Origin of the sequence: Haloarcula marina (assembly GCF_024218775.1) — an archaeon.
Lineage (GTDB): Archaea > Halobacteriota > Halobacteria > Halobacteriales > Haloarculaceae > Haloarcula > Haloarcula marina.
Window position 1 is genome coordinate 3,064,842 of sequence record NZ_CP100404.1, and the last position, 22,552, is coordinate 3,087,393.

Below are 22,552 nucleotides of genomic sequence, written 5' to 3' on the forward strand. Positions count from 1 at the left end.
CGCCGCGGGTCGGTTCCCTACTCGACGGTGACGCTCTTCGCCAGATTCCGCGGCTTGTCGATGTTCCGACCGAGGAGCGCGGCCGTGTGGTAGGAGAGGAGTTGCAGGTGCGTGTTCGCCAAGACGGCGGCCGCTCGCGGATGCGTCTCGGGGAGTTCGAGGACGTGGTCGGCGTAGCGGCCCACGTCGCTCTGGCCGTCGGTGATGGCGACGACCGGGGCGTCCCGGGCCTCGACCTCCTTGACGTTGCCGACGGTCTTTCTGGCCTGTTCGCCGTCGCCCGTGACGACGGCGAAGACCGGCGTGTTCTCGGTGACCAGCGCCAGCGGGCCGTGTTTGAGTTCGCCCGACGCGAAGCCCTCTGCGTGTTTGTACGTGATCTCCTTCATCTTCAGCGCGCCCTCCAAGGCGACGGGGAACTGGTAGCCCCGGCCGATGAAGAAGTACGAATCGGCGTCGCGGTACGTCTCCGCGACGGCCTCGGCGTTGGATTCGTCGAGGATGCGCTGGACGTTCCCGGGGAGTTCCCGGAGCGCGGCGATGACCTCGCGCGCGCCCTCTTCGTTGGTCATCCCGAGCATGAGGAGGTTCAGCGCGGCCAGTTGCGTCGAGAACGTCTTGCTGGCGGCGACGCCGATTTCCGGACCGGCCCGGATGTAGAACGCGTGGTCGCACTCGCGGGCCGCCGTCGACCCGACGACGTTGGTGACAGCCATCGTGCGCGCGCCGCGCTTGCGCGCCTCGCGGAGCGCCGACAGCGTGTCTGCGGTCTCGCCGCTCTGCGTGACGCCGACGACGAGTGCGTCGCCGATGGGCGGGACTGCTGTTGCGTACTCGCTGGCGAGGAACGCTTGGGCGGGGATGCCCGCCTCGCGGAACAGTTGCGCGCCGTAGAGCGCGGCGTGGTAGGAGGTACCGCAGGCGACGAACTGGACGCCCGTCGGTGAGAGGTCGCCGAGGTCCTCGATGTCGACGGTCCCGGCCATCTCGTCGACGCGACCGCGGAGACACTGCCGGAGCGCACGGGGTTGCTCGTGAATCTCCTTGAGCATGTAGTGGTCGTAGCCGCTCTTACCCGTCTCCTCGGGGTCCCACTCGACGACGTTCACCTCCTTTTCGACGGGCGACCCGTCGAGCGTGCTGACCGCCCACCCGTCGGCGTCGAGTCGCGCGAACTCGCCGTCGTCTAAGTAGATGACTTGGTCCGTGAAATCGCGGAACGCAGGCACGTCGCTCGCGAGGAACGTCGCGCCCTCGGTCAGGCCGAGGACGAGCGGCGAGTCGTGCCGGGCGGCGAACACCGCTTCCGTCCCGGCGATGACGGCGGCGATGGCGTAACTCCCTTCCAGTCGGGAGATAGCCGACCGGACCGCTGCCTCGGGGGCCGTGCCGTCGGCGAGTTCGTCCTCGATAAGGTGCGGGACGACTTCGGTGTCGGTGTCCGACGTGAAGGTGTGCCCGGCCGAGACGAGTTCGTCGCGGAGCGACTGGTAGTTCTCGATGATACCGTTGTGGACGACAGCCACGTCGCCGGTGCAGTCCTGGTGGGGGTGGGCGTTCGCGTTCGTCGGCGGGCCGTGCGTGCTCCAGCGCGTGTGGCCGATGCCGACGCTGCCCGACAGCGACACCGACGAGAGCGCGTCGCGCAGGTCTTCGATTTTCCCGGCGGTCTTACACAGGTCGACGCCGCCGCTCGCCATCGCGACGCCCGCCGAGTCGTACCCGCGGTATTCCAGTTTCGAGAGGCCGTGGACCAGCGTGTCGAGCGTCTCGTCCCCGCGGCCGACACAACCGATGATGCCGCACATCAGCGAGTCACCTCCGCGCCCTCGGCGACGTTTCCGTCGACCGTCACACCGGTGTCGAGGTGCGCGTTCGGGCCGACGAGCGACCCCGGCGTGAACGTCACCCCGCCGCGTGTGCGGGCGCGGTCCGCGATGACCGCGCCGAGTCGCTGGTCCTCGAATATCTCCGTCCCGACCTGCACGTCGGCCGGGCCAGCGGGAACGACGGTGTTCGCACCGAGGTGAACGTCCTGCCCGGTGACCGTCTCCAACAGCGTCGATCCGGGGTCGACCCGCGTGTCGGCGTCGACCACGCTGTACTGGACGACGGAGTTCGCGCCGACGGTGACGTTCCGCCCGAGGGCCGTGTCGGGGCCGACGACGGCGTCGGGACCCACCTCGCAGTCAGCCCCGACCACGACAGGAGGTTGGACGACTGCCTCGTTGTGCACGCGGGCCGAGTCGGCGATCCAGACGCCCTCGTCACGTCGGGCCTCGACGACCCGACCACGGGCCAACACCTCGCGCGCGACGGTCAGCAGGTCCCACGGGTAGGTGGCGTCGACCCACATCCCGTCGACCTCGACGCCGCGGACGTGGTTACGCTCGATGAGGTCCGCGAGCGTATCCGTCAGCGCCAGTTCCCCGGCCTGCCGGGGCGTCTCCTCGATGGCGTCGAAAATCGACTCGGGGAAGGCGTAGACGCCGCCGTTGATGAGTCGATACTCGCCCTCGCGTGGCTTCTCCACGAGGTCCGAGATGATGCCGTCGCGTACCTCGACGGCTCCGTATCGGCTGGTGTCTTGGCGCTCGACGACCGCGAGCGCCGGGTCGTCAGTCTCCTCGTGCCTCGTCGCGACGGCTTCGACCGTCCCGACGTCAATTAGTCGGTCGCCGTTCAGCACCAAAACGGGTCCGTCGACCGCATCTTTCGCCTGTAAGAGCGCGTGGCCGCTCCCCAGTTGCTTCTCCTGCGTGACGTAGGTTATCGGTACGTCGCGGTACGTCGGCCCGAAGTGATCCTGTACCCGGTCGCGCTTGTAGCCGACGACTACCACCAGTTCATCGATGCCTGCATCGACGAGCGCGTCGAAGACGTGCTCCAGAATCGGACGATTTCCGGCGGGCAGCATCGGTTTGGGCCGATTCCGCGTCAGCGGGCGAAGACGGGTCCCCTCACCGGCGGCGAGGACCACAGCCGTGTCGATGTTCATACACGTATCACTGCGAGGAGGGATTTGAATATGGCGCAACTAACGGGATTTGCAGGTAAGGCGGGCGGCAATTCTTGCGCGGGATTGGCCGTTTCGAAGCGCTTCGGAATCCGTCGTTTCGAGACCTCTCGCTCCGCTCGGTGTCTCGCTATTTCTCACGGGTCGCTGTCGCTCCCCGTTCGCTATCGGCGACCGCTCGTTGCGCTCGGCGTGACCTACTGCTCCACGGCTCACTTCGTTCGCCGTTTCGCTTCGAGACCCTTCACTTCGTTCAGGCTCTCGCTATTGCTCTCCCATCCTGTCTCCAGCAACCTTCCGTCCCTTCGTCGTCAACGCCACTTCGGTCCGTTCGCGGACGACGCTGATGACGTCGAGTTCGATGAGGCGGTCGAAAATCGCCTCGGCCTTCTCCACGTCGATGCCGACGAATCTCGGGATGTCGAACGGCGAAACGCCCGAGTGAAGCGCCATGATGACCCGTTTCTCCGTCGAGGAGAGGTCGAGGTCGGCGCGGTTCTGCTCGGCGCTGTCTTCGAGCATCGTCCGTAAGACGGTGGCCTGGAACTCCTCGCCCGCGAGGTGGGTCTCGACGCTGATGCCGTCCTGGCTGTGTTCGACCTGAATGACCGCCCGCTCGGCCCCCGAAACCTGCTTTTCGTCCACGGTGAGGCCGCCGATGTCCGCGCGGACGATGTCGACTGCCTGCCCGTCGGCCAGCGCGAGGCGGAGCGCCTCGTCGGTCACTTTCAGTCGACCCTTCGTCCACTCCGTGTTCTGGACGACGCCGCCTTTCAGCGCGGGGTGTTGGACGAGGACGATGTGGCCGTCGAGGCTCGCGCGGTAGAGGTCCGTCTCGAACTCGGCGTGGTCCGACGCCGAGACGAGGAGCACGTCGCCGTCGACGTGAAAGCCCACGTACTCGGAGACCCCAGCGCTCTGCTGGTTCACGTCGAAGCGGTCGGCGATGCGGTCGATTTCGTCGAGCGCGACCTGTCGCTCGCTATCGCCCAGAATGGCGATGCGTTCGGTGGTGAGGATGAGTCGACAGTTGCGCCACTCGGCGTCGGTGAGCCGTTGGCCCTGCGAGACGGCCTGTAAGTACTGACCCTGCGTGTCGGCGATTTTCTTTTCCGTGTCGCTCATACCCCGGAACCGGCCTCTCGTCCGTTCGTAATCGAGGGGAGTGAATATAGCTTCCGCCGCGAATGTCGCATCTGAGAACGGCAGCACCGCCGTCGCGCCGGGTTCCCTAGCGCCAAGGCTTATGACCGCGCCGTCGAAGCATCGAATAATGACGATGGGCGACGGAACCGGGCGCGATACGGCCATCGACGACCGGCCCGCCATCGACCCACCGGCGTGGTTCGTCGAGCAAGCGAACGTCTCGGACCCGTCAGTGTACGACGCCTTCGAAGCCGAGTGGCCCGAGTGCTGGGACCGTGCGGGCGAGTTACTCGACTGGGACGACCCCTACGACGCCGTGTTTCGCGGCGACGAGCGGCCCCCCTTCGAGTGGTTCCCCGGCGGGCGGTTGAACGCATCCTACAACTGCATCGACCGACACCTCCCCGAGCGCAAGAACCAGTTGGCGCTCATCTGGGAGGGACCGCTCGGCGACGCCACGACCTACACCTACCGGGAACTCTATCGCGAAGTGAACGCCGTCGCGGCGGCGCTACGAGACCACGGCGTCGAGGCGGACGACGTGGTGACCATCTACCTCCCGATGGTCCCCGAACTCCCCATTCTGATGCTGGCCTGCGTCCGTCTGGGCGTCGTCCACAACGTCGTGTTCGCGGGCTTCTCGGCGGACGCGTTGGCCGAACGCATGGAGCGGACGGGGTCGGAACTGCTCGTGACCTGCGACGGTTACTATCGCCGCGGAAGCGCCGTCGCACAGAAGAACAAAGCCGACAACGCCCGCATCGCCGTCGACCAAGACGTGTCGGTCGTCGTCGTCGAGCGACTGGGGCTGGACGTGCACTTAGGCGACGGCTACTACGACTACGAGGCGCTGCGGGCGACCCACGACGGGGCGGAAGTCGACCCGGTGCCCCGGGCGGCCGACGACACCCTGTTTCGCATCTACACCTCCGGGACGACGGGCGAACCGAAGGCCGTCGACCACACCACCGGCGGCTATCTCGCCCACGTCGCGTGGACCGCCCAGTCGGTGTTGGACATCAAACCGGGCGACACGTACTGGTGTTCGGCCGACATCGGCTGGATTACGGGCCACTCCTACATCGTCTACGGCCCCCTGTCGCTCGGGACGACCACCGTCCTCTACAACGGGACGCCGGACCACCCCGAGAAGGACCGCCTGTGGGAACTCGTCGAGCGGTACGCCGTCGACGTGTTCTACACCGCGCCGACGGCGGTGCGGGCGTTCATGAAGTGGGGCGAGGAACACCCCGCGGGCCACGACCTCTCCAGCCTCCGTCTGTTGGGGACCGTCGGCGAACCCATCGACGAGCGAGCGTGGCGGTGGTACCGCGAACACATCGGCGGCGGCGAGTGTCCCGTCGTCGACACGTGGTGGCAGACCGAGACGGGCGCGATTCTCGTCTCGACGCTCCCGGGCGTCGACGGGATGAAACCCGGCGCGGCCGGGAAGCCCCTACCGGGCATCGAGACGGGCGTCGTCGACCCCGCTGGAGAGGGCGTCAGCGAGGGCGAGGCGGGCGAACTCGTCGTCACGCGACCGTGGCCCGGGATGCCCGACGCGCTTCGGACCGGCGAGGACTGGGGCGCGGCCGCGGCCCGCGGCGAGGAGTGGCGCTACTACCCCGAGGACGGCGCGACGATAGACGACGACGGCTACATCACCGTCCTCGGCCGGGTCGACGACGCCATCAACGTCGCGGGGCGGCGGTTCAGCACGATGGAGCTGGAGTCCGCGATTACGGGCGTCACCGGTATCGCGGAGGCCGCCGTCGTCGGCGCGGACCACGAGACGACCGGGACGGCCCTGTACGCCTACGTCTCCGCCGAAGACGGCTACACCGAGGCCGACCTGCGCGAGCGAATCGCGGAGGCGGTGACCGACGCCATCGGCGGCGTCGCGAAACCCGAGGCGGTGGTGTTCACGCCGGACCTCCCGAAGACTCGCTCGGGGAAGGTGATGCGCCGCCTGCTGGCCGCCGTCGCCAACGACGACCCGCTGGGCGACATCAGCGCGCTCCGCAATCCCGAGATAGTCGGGGAATTGCAGTCGGCCACCCCCGATTCGTAGCGCGTTTCGGATAGTTCGAATACAGCGAAACAGAATCCGAACCGATAGCGGGTAGATTCGCACCCGCCTCCGATAGAGTCGTCGACTCGGCCACCAAACAAACCATAGAGTTATTTCGCAAGCCTGTGCATTTTCGAAACATGTCTGGCCCCGCCGACGTACTCGGTCCCCGCGGGTACCAGCAGTTACGCCGGGCGGCCGAGACGCACCGTTCGGACCTCGTCTTGCGATTCGGCGCGGAAGTGGGACTGCGCCCGGCGGAGATGGCGCGAGTCAGGCCCGACGATGTGACCAGCGCGGGCGACCACTATTTCCTGACCGTTCGGGGAGAATCGGGCGTCACGCGGGAGGCCTATCTGCCCGCGAGCGTCGAACACGACCTGCGGAAGTACGCGAACACGGCCGGTGTCGACGGCGACGACCCGGTGTTTGCCGTCTCTGCCCGGCGACTCCAGATGCTCGTCGGCGAGGCGGCCGACCGGGCCGCCGAAACCGCGCCGCGGCTCGCCGACGTGTCCTCGCGCGACCTGCGCTGGCGCTTCGCGGCGCGCTTGCTCGACGACGGCGTCCCGCCTCACGTCGTCTGCGCGTTGGGCGGGTGGGACCGCCTCGAACGACTCGCGCCCCTCCTGCCCGACCCCGATAGGGACGCCGTGGTCGAGGCCATCGAGCGCACCGAAGCCGCGCCGACACCGGCCCGCTTGCGTCGGGCGATTACCGTCGCCGCCGACGTGGGCGAGACGCTGGCGGGCGCGGCCACCGGCGAGGAGATAGAGCGACTCGTCTGCGAGCGACTGGCCGACACGGAGGGCTTTCGCTTCGCGTGGGTGGCCGAGCGCACCGGCGACGGCCTCACGCCCCGTGCCACGGCGGGTATCGACGATGCGCGGGTCGCCGAACAGGTGGCCGACCACGGCGAGACGGCGACGGCGGCGATGGACAGCCACGACGTGCGCGTCACCGACGGGCGAGACGGTCCGACGGCCTTCGTGCCGATCGTCCGCGAGGACACCGCTGCCGGGGTGCTGGCGATCGGGACCCTCGGCGTCGTCGAGGACGCCGAACGCGACCTGCTGAGAGCGCTCGGCGCACAGGTCGGCGCGGCGCTGGCGGCCGTCGAGCGAAAGCGCCTCCTACTCGCCGACACGGTGACCGAACTGGCGTTCGAATGTACCGACAGCGAGGCGTTCACCGTCGGCCTGACGGCGACGCTCGACTGTACGCTCGAACTCTCGGGCGTCGTCCCCGTCGGCGGGCGCTCGCTCCTGTACTATCTGGTCGTCGAGGGCGCGGCCGCCGGACCGGTGCTGTCGTACGCCGTCGAGCATCCGGACATCGACGACGCCCGATTAGTCGAGGACTACGGCGACGGCGCGCTCATCGAAGCGGTCGTGACGGCCGCGCCCGCCCTCGAACTCGTCGAGAGCGGCGGCCGCATCCGCACGCTCGCGGCCGACCGCGGTACGACGACCATCGAGACGGAACTGCCCGGGGACGTGGACCTCCGCGAAGTCGTCGACGCCGTCGTGGAGACGTACGCCGAGACGACGCTGACCGCGAAACGCGAGGCCGAGCGCTCCATCGAGACGGAGACGGGCTTTCGCGAACGCCTGTCGGACCGCCTCTCGGAGCGACAGGCAACCGTCCTCGAAGCGGCCTATCACAGCGGCTACTTCGAGTGGCCGCGCGGAACCACCGCCGAGGAACTGGCGGACTCGCTCGCCGTCTCCTCGCCGACGCTCCACAAACACCTTCGAAAGTCCCAGCAGAAGCTTCTGACGGCGTTTTTCACCGATGCGTCGACGGAACCGCCGACGGCGCTCGACGAGTAGAGGCCGGGCAAATGTTGCCATAGTTAGACCCCCCGTTTATACGTTCCCCGTTGATTGTAAGTGATAGACCATGTCAGATGATGACGTTCAACTCGAAGCCCGGCTGGAAGAACAGGCAGTCTTCGAGCCACCGGCGTCGTTCGTCGAGCAGGCGAACGTCTCCGATTCGGACATCTACGACGAGTTCGAGGAGAACTGGCCCGAGTGCTGGGAGCGGGCGGCCGACCTGCTCGACTGGGACGACGAGTACGACACCGTCCTCGACGACTCCAACCCGCCGTTCTACGAGTGGTTCACGGGCGGGTCGCTGAACGCGTCGGCGAACTGTCTGGACCGCCATCTGGACGAGCGCGGCGACGAGGCGGCCATCGAATGGGTCGGCGAACCGACCGACGAGGACGACATCACCTATACGTACGAAGACCTTCACCGCGAGGTCAACGAGTTCGCGGCCGCCCTGCGCGAACAGGGCGTCGGCGAGGACGACGTGGTCACGATGTACATGCCGATGATTCCGCAGTTGCCGATCGCGATGCTGGCCTGCGCCCGCATCGGCGCGCCCCACTCGGTCGTGTTCGCCGGGTTCTCGGCGGACGCGCTGGCGACGCGGATGAACGCCGCCGATTCTGAGTACCTCGTCACCTGTGACGGCTACTACCGACGCGGCGACCCCCTCGACCACCTCTCGAAGGCCAACGAGGGCCTCGAAGGCGTCGACCACGAGGTCCAGACGGCGGTCGTCGCCGAACGACTCCGCGACGGCGACGGCTTCGACCACGACTACGCCGACAATCAGGTGGCGTTCGACGACCTCGTCGCCGACCACGAGGGCGCGACGGTCGACCCCGTCTCCCGAGACGCCGAGGACATGCTCTTTCTCATGTACACCTCGGGGACGACGGGCGAACCGAAGGGCGTGAAGCACACTACCGGCGGCTATCTCTCCTACGCCGCGTGGACCTCCCAGTCCGTTCTGGACATCAAACCCGATGACACCTACTTCTGCTCTGCGGACATCGGGTGGATTACGGGCCACTCCTACATCATCTACGGCCCGCTGGCGCTCGGGACGACGACGATGATGTACGAGGGGACGCCGGATTACCCCGACAAGGACCGCCTCTGGGAGATTATCGAAGACTACGAGGCCACCCAACTGTACACCGCGCCGACCGCGATTCGCGCGTTCATGAAGTGGGGCCAGGAGTATCCCGACAGCCACGACCTCTCCAGCCTGCGACTGCTGGGGACCGTCGGCGAACCCATCAACCCGCGGGCGTGGAAGTGGTACTACAAGCACATCGGCGACGAGTCCTGCCCCGTCGTCGACACGTGGTGGCAGACCGAGACCGGCGGGATGATGCTGACGACCCTCCCGGGCGTCGGCGACATGAAACCCGGGTCGGCCGGGCCGCCGCTGCCGGGTATCAGCGCCGACATCGTCGACGTGAGCGGGAGTCCCGTCGAAGCGGGCGAGGCGGGCTATCTGATCGTCAACAAGCCGTGGCCCGGCATGTTGCGGACGCTGTACAACAACGACGAGCGCTTCATCGACGAGTACTGGCGCGAGTACTCCGACGTCGACAGCGACGACCCGGCCGACTGGGTGTACTTCCCCGAGGACGGCGCGAAAATCGACCAGGACGGCTACATCACCGTCCTCGGTCGGGTCGACGACGTGTTGAACGTCTCGGGCCACCGCCTCGGAACCATGGAGATTGAGAGCGCCATCGTCGGCGTCGAGGGCGTCGCCGAAGCGGCCGTCGTCGGCGGCGAACACGAAATCAAGGGCGAGGCCGTCTACGCGTACGTCATCACGGAGGACGGCTACGAGGAGAACGACGAACTCCGTCAGCGCATCATCGAGGGCGTCGAGGACGCCATCGGCCCAATCGCCCGGCCCGAACAGGTCATCTTCACGCCCGAGCTCCCCAAGACTCGGTCCGGGAAAATCATGCGTCGACTGCTGGAAGACATCGCGAACGGCGAAGAGTTGGGCGATACGAGTACGCTTCGTAACCCCGACGTCGTCAGCGATATCCAGTCGAAGGTCAGCCGCGACTGAGGCGTCGGGCATCGGTTTTCGAACACACGACACACCGCATCACGACACGCGAACACACCATCCATGACAGATAAAGCCACGCACGAAGAGAGGAATCAATCGGCTGCGCGGACGGACGGCGGCGCGCCGACGCAGGCCGCACAACAGCATCGACAGACGAACTATCTCGACGAGGAGGTGAACCTCCTGAAGCCGTCGACGGCGTTCATGCGCGACCACCTCAGAATCGTCTGGACGAGTTTCATCGTCTGGGCGCTCATCGTCTTCGGGCCGGTAACGCTGACGGCCGTCGCGCCCGGCGCGATGACGGTGACGATGCCGGTACTTGGCTTCCCGTTGCACTACTTCCTCGTCGCCTTCGGCGCGCCGACGGGCGCGCTCATCCTCGCGGCGGTGTACGCCCGTCAGCGTGACAAACTCGACGAGAAGTACGGTATCGACCACGACACCTCCGGAGCGCCCGAGGACGGCGACAGCGGTGAGACGGGCGACGCGACGGCCACCGACGGAGGTGTCGAGCGATGACGGTTCCGTTGCAGGCCGAAGCGCTCGACATCTCGTTCAAACTCGTCCCGGCCATCATCGTCTTCCTGATGATGGCGTCGTTCCTCGTCATCGGCTACGTGTTCAAAGTGGCCGACACGGAGGGGATGTGGGTCGCTGGCCGGGGAATCGGCAACATCGAGAACGGAATGGCCATCGGGGCCAACTGGATGTCCGCCGCGTCGTATCTGGGACTGGCGGGACTGGTCGCTCTCGCCGGGTTCTACGGCCTCGCGTTCATCGTCGGCTGGACGACGGGCTACTTCGTCCTGCTCATCTTCCTCGCGGCGCAAATGCGGCGCTTCGGGAAGTACACCGCGCCTGACTTCGTCGCCGACCGCTTCAACTCGCCGACTGCTCGCGCGATGGCCGCCTTCACGACGCTGCTCATCGCGTACGTCTACTCTGTCGGACAGGCCCGCGGCATGGGCCTCGTCGGGCAGTACGTCTTCGGTCTGGACATCATCCCGATGATTATCGTGATGATGACCATCACCGTCGGTTACCTCGCGCTCTCCGGGATGCTGGGCGCGACGAAGAACATGGCGGTGCAGTACGTCATCCTCATCGTCGCGTTCCTCGCGGGCGTCTACGTGGTCGGCTTCACGCAGGGGTACTCCACCATCCTACCGCAGATTGAGTACGGCGCGCTCTTCACCGAACTCGGTCGTCAGTTCTCCGAGCCGTTCATCGGCGGGAACAGCTACTACCTGTGGGTGGCGACGGCGTTCTCGCTCATCTTCGGGACCTGCGGTCTCCCGCACGTGCTGGTGCGCTTCTACACGGTCAAGAGCGAGCGGACCGCCCGCTGGTCGACCGTCTGGGGGCTGTTCTTCATCCTCCTACTGTACTGGGCCGCGCCCGCGATGGCTGCCTTCGGCGTCGACCTGTTCGCTGCCGTGAACAACATCTCTCCGGAGGCCGTCTTCACCGGCGAGCAGGCCATGTCCGGCGCGGAGGGCGACGTCATCGTCGTGCTGGCCGCGCAGTTCGCGAACCTGCCGCGGTGGTTCGTCGGCCTCGTCGCCGCCGGTGCGATGGCCGCCGCAATCGCGACGACCGCTGGGCTGTTCATCACCGCCTCCTCGGCCGTCGCCCACGACATCTACTCCGAACTCATCAACCCCGACGCGACCCAGCGCCAGCAGGTGCTCATCGGTCGGGCGACCATCGTCGTCATCGGCGCGCTGGTCACGGTGACCGCGTTCAACCCGCCGGCGCTCATCGGCGAACTCGTCGCCTACGCGTTCTCGCTGGCCGGAACCGTCCTGTTCCCGATGTTCTTCCTCGGCCTGTGGTGGGAGAACACCAACCGACAGGGGGCACTGGCCGGTATGAGCGTCGGCCTGCTGCTGTGGATAACCTCCATCATCAACAGCGTGCTGCCCGCCTACATCGGCGCTCTCGCCGATATCGCCGGTGGCTCCGGGCAGGCGCTCGTCCCGATTTACGCGCAGTACGTCCCGCCCATCGGGGCCGCACTCGTCGGCACGCCGCTGGTCTTCCTCGTCACCATCGCCGTCTCGCTGGTGACGCCGGAACCGCCGCTCGAGACCAAGCGGATGGTCCGACAGTGTCACAGCCCCGAACCGATGGGTCAGCAACAGACCGCAGAAGACATCGTCTCCAGTAACGGCGGCGAAACCCCCGCAGACGACTAACAATGTACGACAACATCCTCATCCCCACGGACGGAAGTGACACCGCGAACGTCGCCGTCGACCACGCGGTCGACCTCGCCGCGAAGTACGGGGCACGGCTCCACGCCCTGTACGTCGTCGACATCGACGCGGTGAACTTCGGCCTCGGCACCGAGCAGGTCGACCGCATCAAACAGGGCAACTTCGGCGAGATGACCGAGTTGCAGGACAAGGCCGAGAGCGCCACCGGGGCCGTCGTCTCGGCCGCCGAAGAACACGATATCGAAGTCCACGAGGAGGTCCGCGTCGGCACGCCCCACGACGTCATCGCGGGCTACGCCGACAACAACGACATCGACCTCGTCGTGATGGGGAGCCACGGCCGTTCGGGCGTCCGCCGTGCCCTGCTCGGTAGCGTCACCGAGCGCGTCCTTCGGTCGACCCACGTGCCGGTACTGGTCGTCGACGAACACGAGGCGGAGTAACGGATGCCCATGACCGCGAAGGGACTGCTCGAAACCGTCGGTGACCACGTCCGCGAACATCGCTCGGGGATGCTCGTCGACCTCGTGTTCGCGTTCGCGTGGGTCACGGTCGTCACCGTCGTCTTCGACCTGTTCGCTGGCGCGCCGGAGTGGCTCTACTACCTCACGATGCTCGGCGGTGTCGTGGCGTACTTCGGCTTCTTCGCCTCGCTGGAGGCCGTCCGCGAGGGCGACGGCGACGAGTAGTCGACCATCGTTTCCGTCCGGGGTACTCCGTTCCCCGCTCGGGTTTCGTGGTTCTCATGTCGCTCGTATTCCGCGGTTCTCATGTCGCTCGTTCCGAACCGCGCTACTCCCCACTCATCGCTTCGCTCGCCATATTCCGGCCCTGCGCGTTCAGCGCCACTTCCGTCCGCGTCCTGACCTCGTCCACGGCACCGGCGTCGAGCAAGTTCTGATAAATCTCCTCGACTTCGTCGGGCGTCGTGCCGACGAAATCGGCCATCTCGAACGGCGAAACGCCCGAATACAGCGCCATCAGGACCTGACTCTCCATCTCCGAGAGTTCGTAATCGCCCTCTCGTCGGTCGACGACACCGGAGAACAGCGCTTCGAGCGCGGCGGTGTGGTGGCCCATCCCGGAGAAGTGCGTCTCGACGCTCCGGCCCTCCTCGTCGGTGTGTTCGACTTCGACGACCGAGCGCGTCTCGCCCATGACGGTGCTGTCGCCCGTTTCGATAGTCCCCACGTCGTCGATGTCGAAGGCCGTCGACCCGCCCCCGGGGAACTGGAGGGTGACCTCGCCGTCGTCGAGTCGAAACCGTGCCTTCGACCACTCGGCGTCCTCTTGGACGACGCCGCCGACGACGGCCGGGTGTTTCGCGAGGACGACCTGCCCGATAAGCGTCGCTCGACAGTACTCGAACGCGAAGTCGTCGACGTTTGACGCGTCGACCACGAGGACGTTGTTGCCGACTTCCAACGCCGTCGCGTCTGCGGGCGCGTTCTCGGGGGCGTCGGCATCGTCGACGAGCGAGACGTTCGCGTGCGGAATCGGCTGTTTGCTCCCGTTGGTCGCGAGGACGAGTCGCTTGTTGGTGACGATGAGGCGGCAGGAACGCCACTGCGGGTCGGTGACCTCCTCGCCGTCCCGGACGGCGTACTGGAAATCCCCCGACGTGTCCAGTATCTTTCGTTCGTCACCACTCATAGCCGCAGTCATCGGGAAGTTGGCCCCCGACGATATATAAGTTCCAGCACCGCCCTCACACAGTCACCAGCAGACCGCCGACGACGCCGAGGCCGCCGAAGACGACACAGACCGCCCAGAACGGCACTTCGCGGACGAGGCGGACCAGCGCGTCCACCGTAAGATACCCCACGACAGCGCTGACCGCGAGGGCGACGACGGCCTCGGTGGGTGAGATAGACGGGACTCCCGTATCGGCGAGAACGAGCGCGTTAGCCGCCAGCGCCGCGGGAATGGATAGGAGAAAAGAGAGCCTAAGCGAGGACTCGCCCTCGTGGCCGCGCAACAGGAGGGCGCTGACCGTCGTTCCAGACCTGGAGACGCCGGGGAGGATGGCGATTCCCTGGAGGCCGCCGACGAGGAGGGCGTCGACCCAGTTCGGGCGCGTCCGCTCGCCGAGCGAGAGAGTGGCCGCGAATCGCTGGACGAGGCCGGTCACGACGAGCAAGCCGCCGACGAACGCGAGGAACAGCCCCCCTTCGAGTTCGGAGACGGCCGTCTCCAAGAGGAGGTAGGCGGGGAGGCCGGTCAGGCCAGTCGCCGCCGTCGCGACGACCAGAAAGGAGAGGTCAGCCGTCTCGGCGGCGAACGGGCGACGCGAGAGACTGGCCGCCGAGCGAGTGATGTCGCGGAGTTCGCCGCGGTAGTAGCCGACGGCGGCGATAGCCGTCCCGCCGTGGAGGAACAGCGCCAACCGCGTCGCGTCGGCCGGGTTCAGCCCCGACAGCGCCGTCGACGCCAGCGCCACGCCGCCCTCGCTGGAGACGGGAATCCACTCCAGAACCCCCTGTAAGAGGCCCAGCAAGACGGCGACGAGAATCGCGTTCACACGTATCGGGCGGTCGGCGGGGGACAAAGGCGGTTCGGTCGCGGGAGCGTGGCAGTATATATAGGTCGGCTCTCCAACCAATGGTATGCAACTGGGTGGTATCGTCGATTCGCTCGCCGCGTTGCCGGTCTGGCAGGGATTTACGCTCCTCATTCTGGGCGGTATCGTGCTGGCCGCGCTCGTCCAGTTTTTCGGCGACCGGTTCGTCAGGCGCGTCACCGACCACATCGACGGGCAGGTCGACGATATCGTCCTCAAAGGCGTCCACCGGGCGCTGTACGTCAGCATCGCCATCGCCGGTGGCTACGTCGGGACGCAGGTGTACGACATTTCCCCGTCCGTCGCCGTCCCCCTCGAAGCGGGGACGCTCTCGCTCGTCATCGTCGTCTGGATGGTGACGCTGATGCGGGTGGGCCGCCGGGCCTCGAACGTCGCCACCGATAGCCGCTACATCGACCGGCAGGTGGTCCCCATCCTCCAGAACGTCTGGAGCGCACTCATCGCCGGGGCCGCCGTCTTCCTCTTGCTCGTGCTGTGGGACGTGGACGTGACGCCGTTGCTCGCGTCGGCGGGCGTCGTCGGTATCGTCGTCGGCCTCGCCGCGAGAGACACGCTGGCGAACTTCTTCGGGTCGCTGTCGCTCTATCTCGACGGGACCTACAAGGTCGGTGACTTCGTCGTCTTGGAGACCGGCGAACGCGGCCGCGTCGAGGACATCTCCGTGCGCTCGACGGTCATCCGGACCCGCGACGACATCCTCGTCACCGTGCCGAACTCGAAACTGTCGAACGCCGCCATCGTCAACGAGTCGACCCCGAAACAGAAGCGGCGCATTCGCGTCCCCATCGGCGTCGCCTACGGGACCGACATCGACATCCTCGAGGAGATACTGCTGGAACTGGCCGTGGCCGAGGACTTGGTCGTCGACCGCCCCAAACCCCGCGTTCGGTTCCGGGAGTTCGGCGGGTCCTCGCTGGACTTCGAACTCCTGTGTTGGGTGTCGAATCCGGCGGTGAACGCTCGGACCATCCACAACCTCAACTGCGCCATCTACAAGCGCTTTCAGACGGAGGGTATCGAGATTCCGTTCCCACAGCGAGACGTCTCGGTATCGGTGACCGACGTGCCGGGCGAGTTGTTCGCCGAGGCGCGCGACGACGCGTTCGGCGGTGAGGTCCCCACCGACGGCGGCCGCGACGAGCGGTAACTGCCAGCGTTCGTGTCAACAATTCATAAACTCGGCGCTGTAACGTCACTGTAATGTACGCATTTGTCCACCTCACCAGCAACGACGAAGCCGACCGACAGCACGCCTTGCGGTCGGTGACTGTCTTGGGGGCCAACGAGTCGCTGGCCCTCGACGACGTGACGCTGCTCCTCCACAGAGACGCCGTCGAGATGGTCAGGCCGGACGCCCCCGACCGTGAGTGGCTCGTCGACCTCGTGGCCGACGACCTCACCGCCGTCGTCGGCGAGACGTGTCTGGACGCCCGCGACATCGCCCACGAAGACGTGCCGGACGGCGTGGAACTGGTCGACAGCGGCGTGAGCGAGGTGGTCCGCCTGCAGTCGGCGGGCTATCACTACGTCAAAATCCCCTAAATCGTCGCGAGGTCGAAACGCAGTTACCGCCCGCACGCCTCGCACCGACAATGAGTATACTCGACGACGCGCAGGCCGCGCTTGACACCGGCCCGCTCTGTGACGCCTGCCTCGGACGGCTGTTCGCCGACCGGAGTTTCGGGCTGACCAACGCCGAGCGCGGCCACGCCCTCCGCGTGACCCTCGCGCTCGACGCCGACGAACCCTTCGAGGCCGACGAGGACTGCTGGGTCTGCGAGGGCGAGAGCGACCGCGTCGACTGGTGGGCCGAACAGGCGGCGACGGCGGTGCGCGGCTACGAGTTCGCGACCTATCAGGTCGGCACGAAGGTCCCGCCACTGTTCGAGGAGAACGACGCGCTCCTCCGAGAGGACGTGGGACTCGACGAGGAGGCGGGCGAGGCCCTGAAGACCGAACTGAACCGCGAGGTCGGCAAGCGCATCGGCCGGTTGACCGACACCGAAGTCGAGTTCGGACGGCCGGACGTGCAGTTCACGCTCGACGTGGCGACCGACGAGGTGGACGTGCAGGTCAACTCCGCGTTCGTCTACGGTCGCTACCGGAAACTCCAGCGCGACATCCCGCAGACGAAGTGGCCCTGCAACGACTGCAACGGCACGGGCCTCTGGCAGGGCCAGCCCTGTGAGGGATGTGATGGGACCGGCTACCGCTACGACGAGAGCGTCGAGCAACTGACCGCGCCCGTCGTCACCGAGGCCATGGAGGGCGAGGCCGCGACGTTCCACGGCGCGGGCCGTGAGGACGTGGACGCGCTGATGCTCGAATCCGGTCGCCCGTTCGTCATCGAGGTGGCCGACCCCCACGTTCGGGACGTCGACACCGCGGCGCTCGAACGCGACGTCAACGAGTTCGCCGACGGGAAAGTCGAGGTCGAGGGGCTTCGACTGGCGACCCACGACATGGTCGAACGCGTGAAGGAACTGGACGCCTCGAAGACCTACCGGATGGACGTGGAGTTCGACGACCCGGTCACCGCGGAGGCGCTACAGGCCGCGCTCGACGACCTCGAAGGCGCGACCATCGAGCAGGACACGCCACAGCGAGTCGCCCACCGACGCGCCGACCTCACGCGCACCCGCGGGGTGTACGCCGCCAGCGGCGAACTCGTCGACGACCGTCACGCCGACATCCGCATCCACGGCGAGGGCGGCCTCTACGTGAAGGAACTCGTCTCCAGCGACGAGGGGCGAACGGAACCGAGTCTCGCCGGACTGCTGGGCGTCGGCGCCGTCGTGACCGCACTCGACGTGGTCGACGTGGAGGGCGAAGACGAACCGTTCGCCACAGAGGAGTTCTTCCGCGAGTAGTCGGGCGAGTCGTCACTCCACGAGGCCGTCGGCCGGGTCGTTGAGCGACTCGACGTCCGCGCGGAGTCGGTCGAGCGCGTCGGGGAGCGTCGGCGACGCGACGACCATATCGTCGTCTTGGCGGTACCGTATCAGCCCACACTCTTCGAGAATCGGGACGTGGTTGTGGTACAGGAGGAAGTACGTGTCGCGGACTCGTTCACCGGAGACGCTGGCGAGGTCGGTATCGCGCTGGCGCTCGACGACCAACTCCGCGAGGTCCGGGAGCGTCAGTTCCTGATGGGACTGGAGACACGCCACCGCGAGCCGTCGTTCCTCGGCGGCGAGCGCGCGGTAGACGCGGTCCAACTGCGACTCCGATTCGGCCATCGTCTCTGGAAAAACGGGTCGGGACTGTCAACCTTTCGTATAATCGTTGCAAGAGGTATCCGGGCCGAATCGAACGCGCCCGCAACGGACAACCGCAACTGCTTTGCGCGCCCCCGGTGACCGCCCGGCAATGCGATTCGGTGTCGACGAGGCCGGGAAGGGACCGGTTCTGGGGTCGATGTTCGCCGCGGCCGTCCGCGCGGAGACGGCGGCCCTGCCCGACGGCGTCGGCGACTCGAAGGGCATCGCGCCCGACCGGCGAGAGCGATTGGACGAGGAGATTCGAGCGGCCGCCGACGCCGTCGCCGTCGCCGAAATCCCCGTCGCGCGTATCGACGACCCCGAGACGGACATGAACACGCTGACCGTCGCGGCCCACGCCGAGGCGCTCTCGGGCGTCGCCGCGGACGGTCTCGGCGGGACGGTCGACGCGGGCGACACCGACGCCGAGCGATTCGGTCGCCGGGTCGCCGACCGCGTCGACGCGACCGTGACCGTCACGGCCGAACACGGCGCAGACGAAACGGACCCGCTGGTGGGTGCGGCCTCCATCGTCGCAAAAGTGGCCCGCGACGCGCACGTCGCGGCGCTGGCCGAACGGTACGGCGAAGTCGGGTCGGGCTATCCGAGCGACCCGACGACGCGGGCGTTCCTCGCGGCGTACGTCGAGGACAACGGCGTGCTCCCCGACTGCGCCCGCACCACGTGGTCGACCTGTGACGACGTTCTCGCGGCGGCCGAACAGGCGTCGCTCGGCGATTTCTGAGTACGGAAAAGTGGAGGAAAGCGGAGCGGATACTGTCGTGATAGAGGGTAGAAAACGGAAAATCCCGCGAACGCGGCTTGGACCTGAACGGAAGATGTTTTCGACAGTCCGTACGGCCCTTCCAGCACTCACTGTCGACGTTAGCCGGGCTTCCACCGGCGTTGCCCTTGCGAGCTTTAACTGGGCTTACACCAGCTTTTGCCGACGTACTGGATTCTCGAACGCCGCTTACGTGGCGTCCGGTACTTGGCCTTCACACCGACCCGGCTAGCCGGGCCAGCAGTGGACTGTGGCGGTTCTTCTTCAGAGCGTTAACCTCGGAATCCTGTTACGGACTGCTTGGTTGTTGCCCCCAACGCGTCCCGTTCTACCTGATGGGCAGTCTGAAACACGTCGTTCAGTGTGTCCCCGCGTTCCCACGGGACAACCTACCATAGGATGGCTGAGATGATAAGTCAATCTGAACAGATATGACACAACGTCCCAAACGGCAATTTGTAGTTTGTGTGAAACAAATCAGTCCCCCGTCGAGCGACGGGTCGTCGGGGCGAAATCGCCCGACTCAGTCCTCGTCGAGGACGAGATTGCGGAGGATGTCCCCGTAGGCCGGACGCGTCACGAGGACGCCGATGAGGACGCCGACGATGGTGATGATGGCGAACCCGGAGAGGTCACCCAGCGAGAGGACCATCAGCGGACTCATGGCGACGATGGTCGTCGCCGCCGCCGCGCCGATGACCCAGAACGCCTTGCGGAACCGGCTTTCGAACACCCGGCCCGTCTCGACTTTCCCCTGCTGGAGAATCTCGTCGGCGATGATGATGAGGTCGTCCACCCCCGTCCCGATGACGGCGATGAACCCCGCGAGGTGCGAGAGATTGAGCGGGTACTGGACGAACGCGACGAACCCGAGGAGGATGAACACCTCCGACAGGGCGGTCACGATCATCGGGAACGCCACCTCGGGGCGGCCGTACCGAGCGTAGACGACCAGACTCACCGCGACGACGGCGAGCAAGCCCGTCAGCAGGGAGTTCTGCTGGAACTGCTCGGCCAGCGCCGGACTCAGCGAGAACTGGTCGGACCGCTCGAAGTCAAGCGGCGCGGGCAGTCGACCCGCCTTCAGGCTGAGCGCGAGGTTCCGAGCGTCGTCCATCCCGCCCGATTCGGCGGGACCGGTCGTCATCCGGAAACTCGGATTGTCCGCGAACGTCCCGTCGGCGAAGGACTGCGAGAGGCCGCTATCGACGCCGCCGATGAACACCGGTTCGCCGTTGAGCGTCGCGACCAGACAGTTGGACTGAATGGTCTCCACGCTGGAGTGTTCGTCCCGACTCGCCGTACACCGAACCGTCTGACCGTCGCCGAAGCCGACCCGAACCATCTCCTCTTGGAAGTCTTCTGCGGCGCTGGACTCGACGGTCACCGGGACGTACGCTTCGCCGTCTTGCTGCTGTGCGGTCCCGATACCGGCGAACTCGTTCTGCTGGAGCACCTCGTCCTGGACCCACGACCCGTTCTCTTGGTGGACGGCATAGACGCGGACGACGCCACGTTCTTCGAGGATGTCGATGAGTTCCTCCGGTTCGCGGTCGGGTGCGGTGATGCTGATGAAACTCCGGCCGCCGGGCGAACTCACCTCTTGGACGCGCCCGCCGCTGAGCGCGGAGGTCTGTATCTTCTCGGTGACGCTCTCGACCATCTCGGACCGCGTCGCCGGGGTGACGCCGTCGCGGACGGTCGTCGGGGAGTAGCCCGCCTGTTCGAGCGTGGTCCGCAACTCCTCGTCGGTGACGTTCCGGGTGAACACCTCGACAGTCCCGTTCTGGTTGGGACCGCCCGACCGGACTTCCACGTCTATGGGGTCGACGCCGAGTTCCGCGGCGACGGTTTCGGCGAGTTGGGTCGAGTCGTTGGCCGCAACGTCGACGCCTTCGGCGGTGGTTCCGACGATTGGCGCGCGGATGCGGGTCCCGCCGGACAGTTGGATGCCGTACTGGAGGTTGGTCAGTTTCGATGCGTTCCCAGCCCCGTCGTCGGCCGACGCGCCCGGCGGCGTGCCCGGCACGAACAGCGCGACGGAACTCGCCAGTAAGAGGACGACGAGCAGCCCGATGCGCCAGTTGTCGCGAATCGTACTCATCGATTGACCCCCTCGTACTTGTACCAGCGAAGCAGCGTGACGTTGAGCATGTAGGTGTTCATCAGGTCGGCGGCCAGTCCGAGCACGAGAACGAGGCCGATAGACGCCATCAGGTCGATGCCGAACAGCGTCGCGGTGACGGCCATCACGGCCATCGCGGCCATGGAGGTGAGCGTCATCGTGACACCGGTGCGCATCGCGCGGTACGTCGACTCGTAGAACCCGCCCGACCGGCGGAGGACGTGGTTGTTCAACAGGATGTCCGAGTCGACACTGTAACCGATGAGCATCAGGAGGGCGGCGACGGTCCCCAGAGAGAGCTTGATGCCCACGAGATTCATGATGGCGACGGGGATGACGATGTCCGAGAAGGCCGAGATGACGATGGCGATGCTCGGGACGAACGTGCGGAAGAAGGCGAAGGCGAGCAGACTCATCCCGAGGAAGGCGACGCCGACGCCGACCACGGCCATCAGTTGGTTCTCTTCCCCGAATATCGGGGAGGTGCGGCCGCTCCGCAACCGCTCCATGTCCGGATTACTGTCCACCGTCGTCCGAATGGCGTCGATGTTCGCCGAGTCGAACGTGACGATGTACTGGTTGTCTTGTGCGCCCTGCACCGAGACGACCGGTTCGTCGAAGGCCGCTCGGACCTCCGACTGTGAGAGCGTCGTCTCGACGGTGACCTCCGACCCGCCCGTGAAGTCGATACCCAGCGCGACGGGCGACCCGGTCATCGCCCACCACGCGGCGAGGACCACGAGTGCCAGCGCCAACACAACCAGCGGTATCGCCACCAACTGGCGGTTGGTGTACTGCGTGTAATCGACTTCCGGGACCTCGAACGCGACCATGGCCGTGGGTGTGGCACGCCTCCGAATAAGCCTTCTTAATCTGCGAGGGTTGCGAGGCGTTTCGTGCCTCGATGAGCGACGCGAGTGAGAACCACGGAGCGACGCGACCGTCGAAAACCGACAGCCCGCGTCAGTCCGGCAGATACCGCACGCTCACGACGCCGGTGGCGGTTCGGACCTCCACCCGGTCGACGCCGAGACGGGCGGCCCGTGCGAGGGTCGCCTCGTCGTCGACGACTTCGTCGGCGGCCGCGTCCGCGCCGTCCTCGTCGACGGTGAGGACGTGAATCTCGCCCTCACCGGCGCGTTCGCGCGTCGTGAGGTCGCCGACTGGCTGGTCGGCCGCGAGGTCTTTGGCCTGTGCCGTCGGTTCGAGGTCGGTGCGTTCGACCGGGATGGTCCGCTCGTCGCGGAGGTCGGCGACGGTGTAGGTGACCTCCATCGGCGGTTCGGGTTCGACCGTCGCCTCGACCACCGTGCCGACGTCGAGACCGGGATTCTCCGAGAGGGTCAGCACCTGCGAGTCAGCCACGTCGCGCAACGTTACCGATTCGTCGTCGGCGTGGGTGACGAGAAACGTCCCGTCTTTCGTGCTCATGGGCGGCGGTACGTCG

20 protein-coding genes are annotated in these 22,552 nt (G+C 66.6%); 11 read left to right on the top strand and 9 right to left on the bottom strand.

Translation table 11 applies throughout. The features are described from left to right. Positions 1–17: 17 nt before the first annotated feature. From glmS to NJQ44_RS16155, 3 genes are all read right to left on the bottom strand, one after another. A complete protein-coding gene (glmS, locus tag NJQ44_RS16145) occupies positions 18–1,808 on the bottom strand; it encodes a glutamine--fructose-6-phosphate transaminase (isomerizing) (RefSeq protein WP_254272357.1) in 1,791 nt (596 codons plus the stop codon). After that, complete coding sequence (gene glmU / locus NJQ44_RS16150) at positions 1,808–2,998, bottom strand: bifunctional sugar-1-phosphate nucleotidylyltransferase/acetyltransferase (RefSeq protein ID WP_254272358.1); 1,191 nt, start codon at positions 2,996–2,998, stop codon at positions 1,808–1,810. Before glmU ends, glmS begins: the two co-directional genes overlap by 1 nt. A gap of 282 nt (positions 2,999–3,280) precedes the next feature. Further along, positions 3,281–4,141 (bottom strand): CheF family chemotaxis protein, encoded by an 861-nt coding sequence (locus NJQ44_RS16155; protein WP_254272359.1) that lies wholly within the window; start codon positions 4,139–4,141, stop codon positions 3,281–3,283. 148 nt (positions 4,142–4,289) lie between these two features. Between NJQ44_RS16155 and acs (NJQ44_RS16160) the strand changes: the two genes are divergently transcribed. The 7 genes from acs (NJQ44_RS16160) to NJQ44_RS16190 all read left to right on the top strand — a co-directional run bounded on the left by acs (NJQ44_RS16160) (position 4,290) and on the right by NJQ44_RS16190 (position 13,044). Beyond that, positions 4,290–6,233 (top strand): acetate--CoA ligase, encoded by a 1,944-nt coding sequence (acs, locus tag NJQ44_RS16160; RefSeq protein WP_254272360.1) that lies wholly within the window; start codon positions 4,290–4,292, stop codon positions 6,231–6,233. Between the two features lie 140 nt (positions 6,234–6,373). Next, complete coding sequence (locus NJQ44_RS16165) at positions 6,374–8,065, top strand: bacterio-opsin activator domain-containing protein (protein WP_254272361.1); 1,692 nt, start codon at positions 6,374–6,376, stop codon at positions 8,063–8,065. A 70-nt stretch (positions 8,066–8,135) separates the two neighbouring features. Continuing rightward, positions 8,136–10,130, top strand: a complete 1,995-nt coding sequence (gene acs / locus NJQ44_RS16170) for an acetate--CoA ligase (protein ID WP_254272362.1) — start codon at positions 8,136–8,138, stop codon at positions 10,128–10,130. Positions 10,131–10,193: 63 nt separating this feature from the next. Further along, complete coding sequence (locus NJQ44_RS16175) at positions 10,194–10,655, top strand: DUF4212 domain-containing protein (RefSeq protein WP_254272363.1); 462 nt, start codon at positions 10,194–10,196, stop codon at positions 10,653–10,655. After that, positions 10,652–12,334 (top strand): sodium:solute symporter family transporter, encoded by a 1,683-nt coding sequence (locus NJQ44_RS16180; protein ID WP_254272364.1) that lies wholly within the window; start codon positions 10,652–10,654, stop codon positions 12,332–12,334. Before NJQ44_RS16175 ends, NJQ44_RS16180 begins: the two co-directional genes overlap by 4 nt. A gap of 2 nt (positions 12,335–12,336) precedes the next feature. Continuing rightward, a complete protein-coding gene (locus NJQ44_RS16185; protein ID WP_254272365.1) occupies positions 12,337–12,798 on the top strand; it encodes a universal stress protein in 462 nt (153 codons plus the stop codon). 3 nt (positions 12,799–12,801) lie between these two features. Beyond that, positions 12,802–13,044 (top strand): DUF8119 family protein, encoded by a 243-nt coding sequence (locus NJQ44_RS16190; RefSeq protein ID WP_254272366.1) that lies wholly within the window; start codon positions 12,802–12,804, stop codon positions 13,042–13,044. A 103-nt stretch (positions 13,045–13,147) separates the two neighbouring features. On the opposite strand, the gene NJQ44_RS16195 is transcribed toward NJQ44_RS16190, so the two are convergent. Together NJQ44_RS16195 and NJQ44_RS16200 are read right to left on the bottom strand one after the other, a co-directional pair. Then, positions 13,148–14,008, bottom strand: a complete 861-nt coding sequence (locus NJQ44_RS16195) for a CheF family chemotaxis protein (RefSeq protein WP_254272367.1) — start codon at positions 14,006–14,008, stop codon at positions 13,148–13,150. A 55-nt stretch (positions 14,009–14,063) separates the two neighbouring features. Beyond that, entirely contained in the window at positions 14,064–14,876 is an 813-nt protein-coding gene (locus tag NJQ44_RS16200) for an undecaprenyl-diphosphate phosphatase (RefSeq protein ID WP_254272368.1), read from the bottom strand. Between the two features lie 85 nt (positions 14,877–14,961). On the opposite strand from NJQ44_RS16200, the gene NJQ44_RS16205 reads away from it, so the two are divergent. From NJQ44_RS16205 to NJQ44_RS16215, 3 genes are read left to right on the top strand one after another with little or no spacing between them, the layout of a single operon-like run. Further along, on the top strand, positions 14,962–16,083 hold the full coding sequence (locus NJQ44_RS16205) for a mechanosensitive ion channel family protein (RefSeq protein ID WP_254272369.1): 1,122 nt from the start codon (positions 14,962–14,964) through the stop codon (positions 16,081–16,083). 53 nt (positions 16,084–16,136) lie between these two features. After that, positions 16,137–16,478: a DsrE family protein gene (locus NJQ44_RS16210; protein WP_254272370.1), complete on the top strand. Its 342-nt coding sequence runs from the start codon at positions 16,137–16,139 to the stop codon at positions 16,476–16,478. Between the two features lie 50 nt (positions 16,479–16,528). Next, a complete protein-coding gene (locus tag NJQ44_RS16215) occupies positions 16,529–17,806 on the top strand; it encodes a tRNA pseudouridine(54/55) synthase Pus10 (protein ID WP_254272371.1) in 1,278 nt (425 codons plus the stop codon). 12 nt (positions 17,807–17,818) lie between these two features. Here the strand turns inward: NJQ44_RS16215 and NJQ44_RS16220 are convergent, their stop codons facing one another. Continuing rightward, complete coding sequence (locus tag NJQ44_RS16220) at positions 17,819–18,175, bottom strand: DUF7344 domain-containing protein (RefSeq protein WP_254272372.1); 357 nt, start codon at positions 18,173–18,175, stop codon at positions 17,819–17,821. Between the two features lie 130 nt (positions 18,176–18,305). Here NJQ44_RS16220 and rnhB point away from each other — a divergent pair, with 130 nt between their 5' ends. After that, positions 18,306–18,941, top strand: coding sequence for a ribonuclease HII (rnhB, locus tag NJQ44_RS16225; RefSeq protein ID WP_254272373.1), 636 nt, complete (start codon positions 18,306–18,308; stop codon positions 18,939–18,941). Between the two features lie 562 nt (positions 18,942–19,503). Here rnhB and NJQ44_RS16230 read toward each other — a convergent pair. From NJQ44_RS16230 to NJQ44_RS16240, 3 genes are all read right to left on the bottom strand, one after another. Then, positions 19,504–21,084, bottom strand: coding sequence for a preprotein translocase subunit SecD (locus NJQ44_RS16230; RefSeq protein ID WP_254272374.1), 1,581 nt, complete (start codon positions 21,082–21,084; stop codon positions 19,504–19,506). Further along, positions 21,081–21,938, bottom strand: coding sequence for a protein translocase subunit SecF (gene secF / locus NJQ44_RS16235; RefSeq protein WP_254272375.1), 858 nt, complete (start codon positions 21,936–21,938; stop codon positions 21,081–21,083). The genes NJQ44_RS16230 and secF overlap by 4 nt, the downstream gene beginning before the upstream one ends. Positions 21,939–22,068: 130 nt before the next feature. Then, a complete protein-coding gene (locus NJQ44_RS16240) occupies positions 22,069–22,536 on the bottom strand; it encodes a DUF5812 family protein (RefSeq protein ID WP_254272376.1) in 468 nt (155 codons plus the stop codon). Between the last annotated feature and the right edge of the window lie 16 nt (positions 22,537–22,552).

Coding starts and splice junctions, on each gene's coding strand:
- glmS (WP_254272357.1), bottom strand. CDS start 1,808: ATGTGCGGCATCATCGGTTGTGTCGGCCGCGGGGACGAGACGCTCGAC.
- glmU (WP_254272358.1), bottom strand. CDS start 2,998: ATGAACATCGACACGGCTGTGGTCCTCGCCGCCGGTGAGGGGACCCGT.
- NJQ44_RS16155 (WP_254272359.1), bottom strand. CDS start 4,141: ATGAGCGACACGGAAAAGAAAATCGCCGACACGCAGGGTCAGTACTTA.
- acs (WP_254272360.1), top strand. CDS start 4,290: ATGACGATGGGCGACGGAACCGGGCGCGATACGGCCATCGACGACCGG.
- NJQ44_RS16165 (WP_254272361.1), top strand. CDS start 6,374: ATGTCTGGCCCCGCCGACGTACTCGGTCCCCGCGGGTACCAGCAGTTA.
- acs (WP_254272362.1), top strand. CDS start 8,136: ATGTCAGATGATGACGTTCAACTCGAAGCCCGGCTGGAAGAACAGGCA.
- NJQ44_RS16175 (WP_254272363.1), top strand. CDS start 10,194: ATGACAGATAAAGCCACGCACGAAGAGAGGAATCAATCGGCTGCGCGG.
- NJQ44_RS16180 (WP_254272364.1), top strand. CDS start 10,652: ATGACGGTTCCGTTGCAGGCCGAAGCGCTCGACATCTCGTTCAAACTC.
- NJQ44_RS16185 (WP_254272365.1), top strand. CDS start 12,337: ATGTACGACAACATCCTCATCCCCACGGACGGAAGTGACACCGCGAAC.
- NJQ44_RS16190 (WP_254272366.1), top strand. CDS start 12,802: ATGCCCATGACCGCGAAGGGACTGCTCGAAACCGTCGGTGACCACGTC.
- NJQ44_RS16195 (WP_254272367.1), bottom strand. CDS start 14,008: ATGAGTGGTGACGAACGAAAGATACTGGACACGTCGGGGGATTTCCAG.
- NJQ44_RS16205 (WP_254272369.1), top strand. CDS start 14,962: ATGCAACTGGGTGGTATCGTCGATTCGCTCGCCGCGTTGCCGGTCTGG.
- NJQ44_RS16210 (WP_254272370.1), top strand. CDS start 16,137: ATGTACGCATTTGTCCACCTCACCAGCAACGACGAAGCCGACCGACAG.
- NJQ44_RS16215 (WP_254272371.1), top strand. CDS start 16,529: ATGAGTATACTCGACGACGCGCAGGCCGCGCTTGACACCGGCCCGCTC.
- NJQ44_RS16220 (WP_254272372.1), bottom strand. CDS start 18,175: ATGGCCGAATCGGAGTCGCAGTTGGACCGCGTCTACCGCGCGCTCGCC.
- rnhB (WP_254272373.1), top strand. CDS start 18,306: ATGCGATTCGGTGTCGACGAGGCCGGGAAGGGACCGGTTCTGGGGTCG.
- NJQ44_RS16230 (WP_254272374.1), bottom strand. CDS start 21,084: ATGAGTACGATTCGCGACAACTGGCGCATCGGGCTGCTCGTCGTCCTC.
- secF (WP_254272375.1), bottom strand. CDS start 21,938: ATGGTCGCGTTCGAGGTCCCGGAAGTCGATTACACGCAGTACACCAAC.
- NJQ44_RS16240 (WP_254272376.1), bottom strand. CDS start 22,536: ATGAGCACGAAAGACGGGACGTTTCTCGTCACCCACGCCGACGACGAA.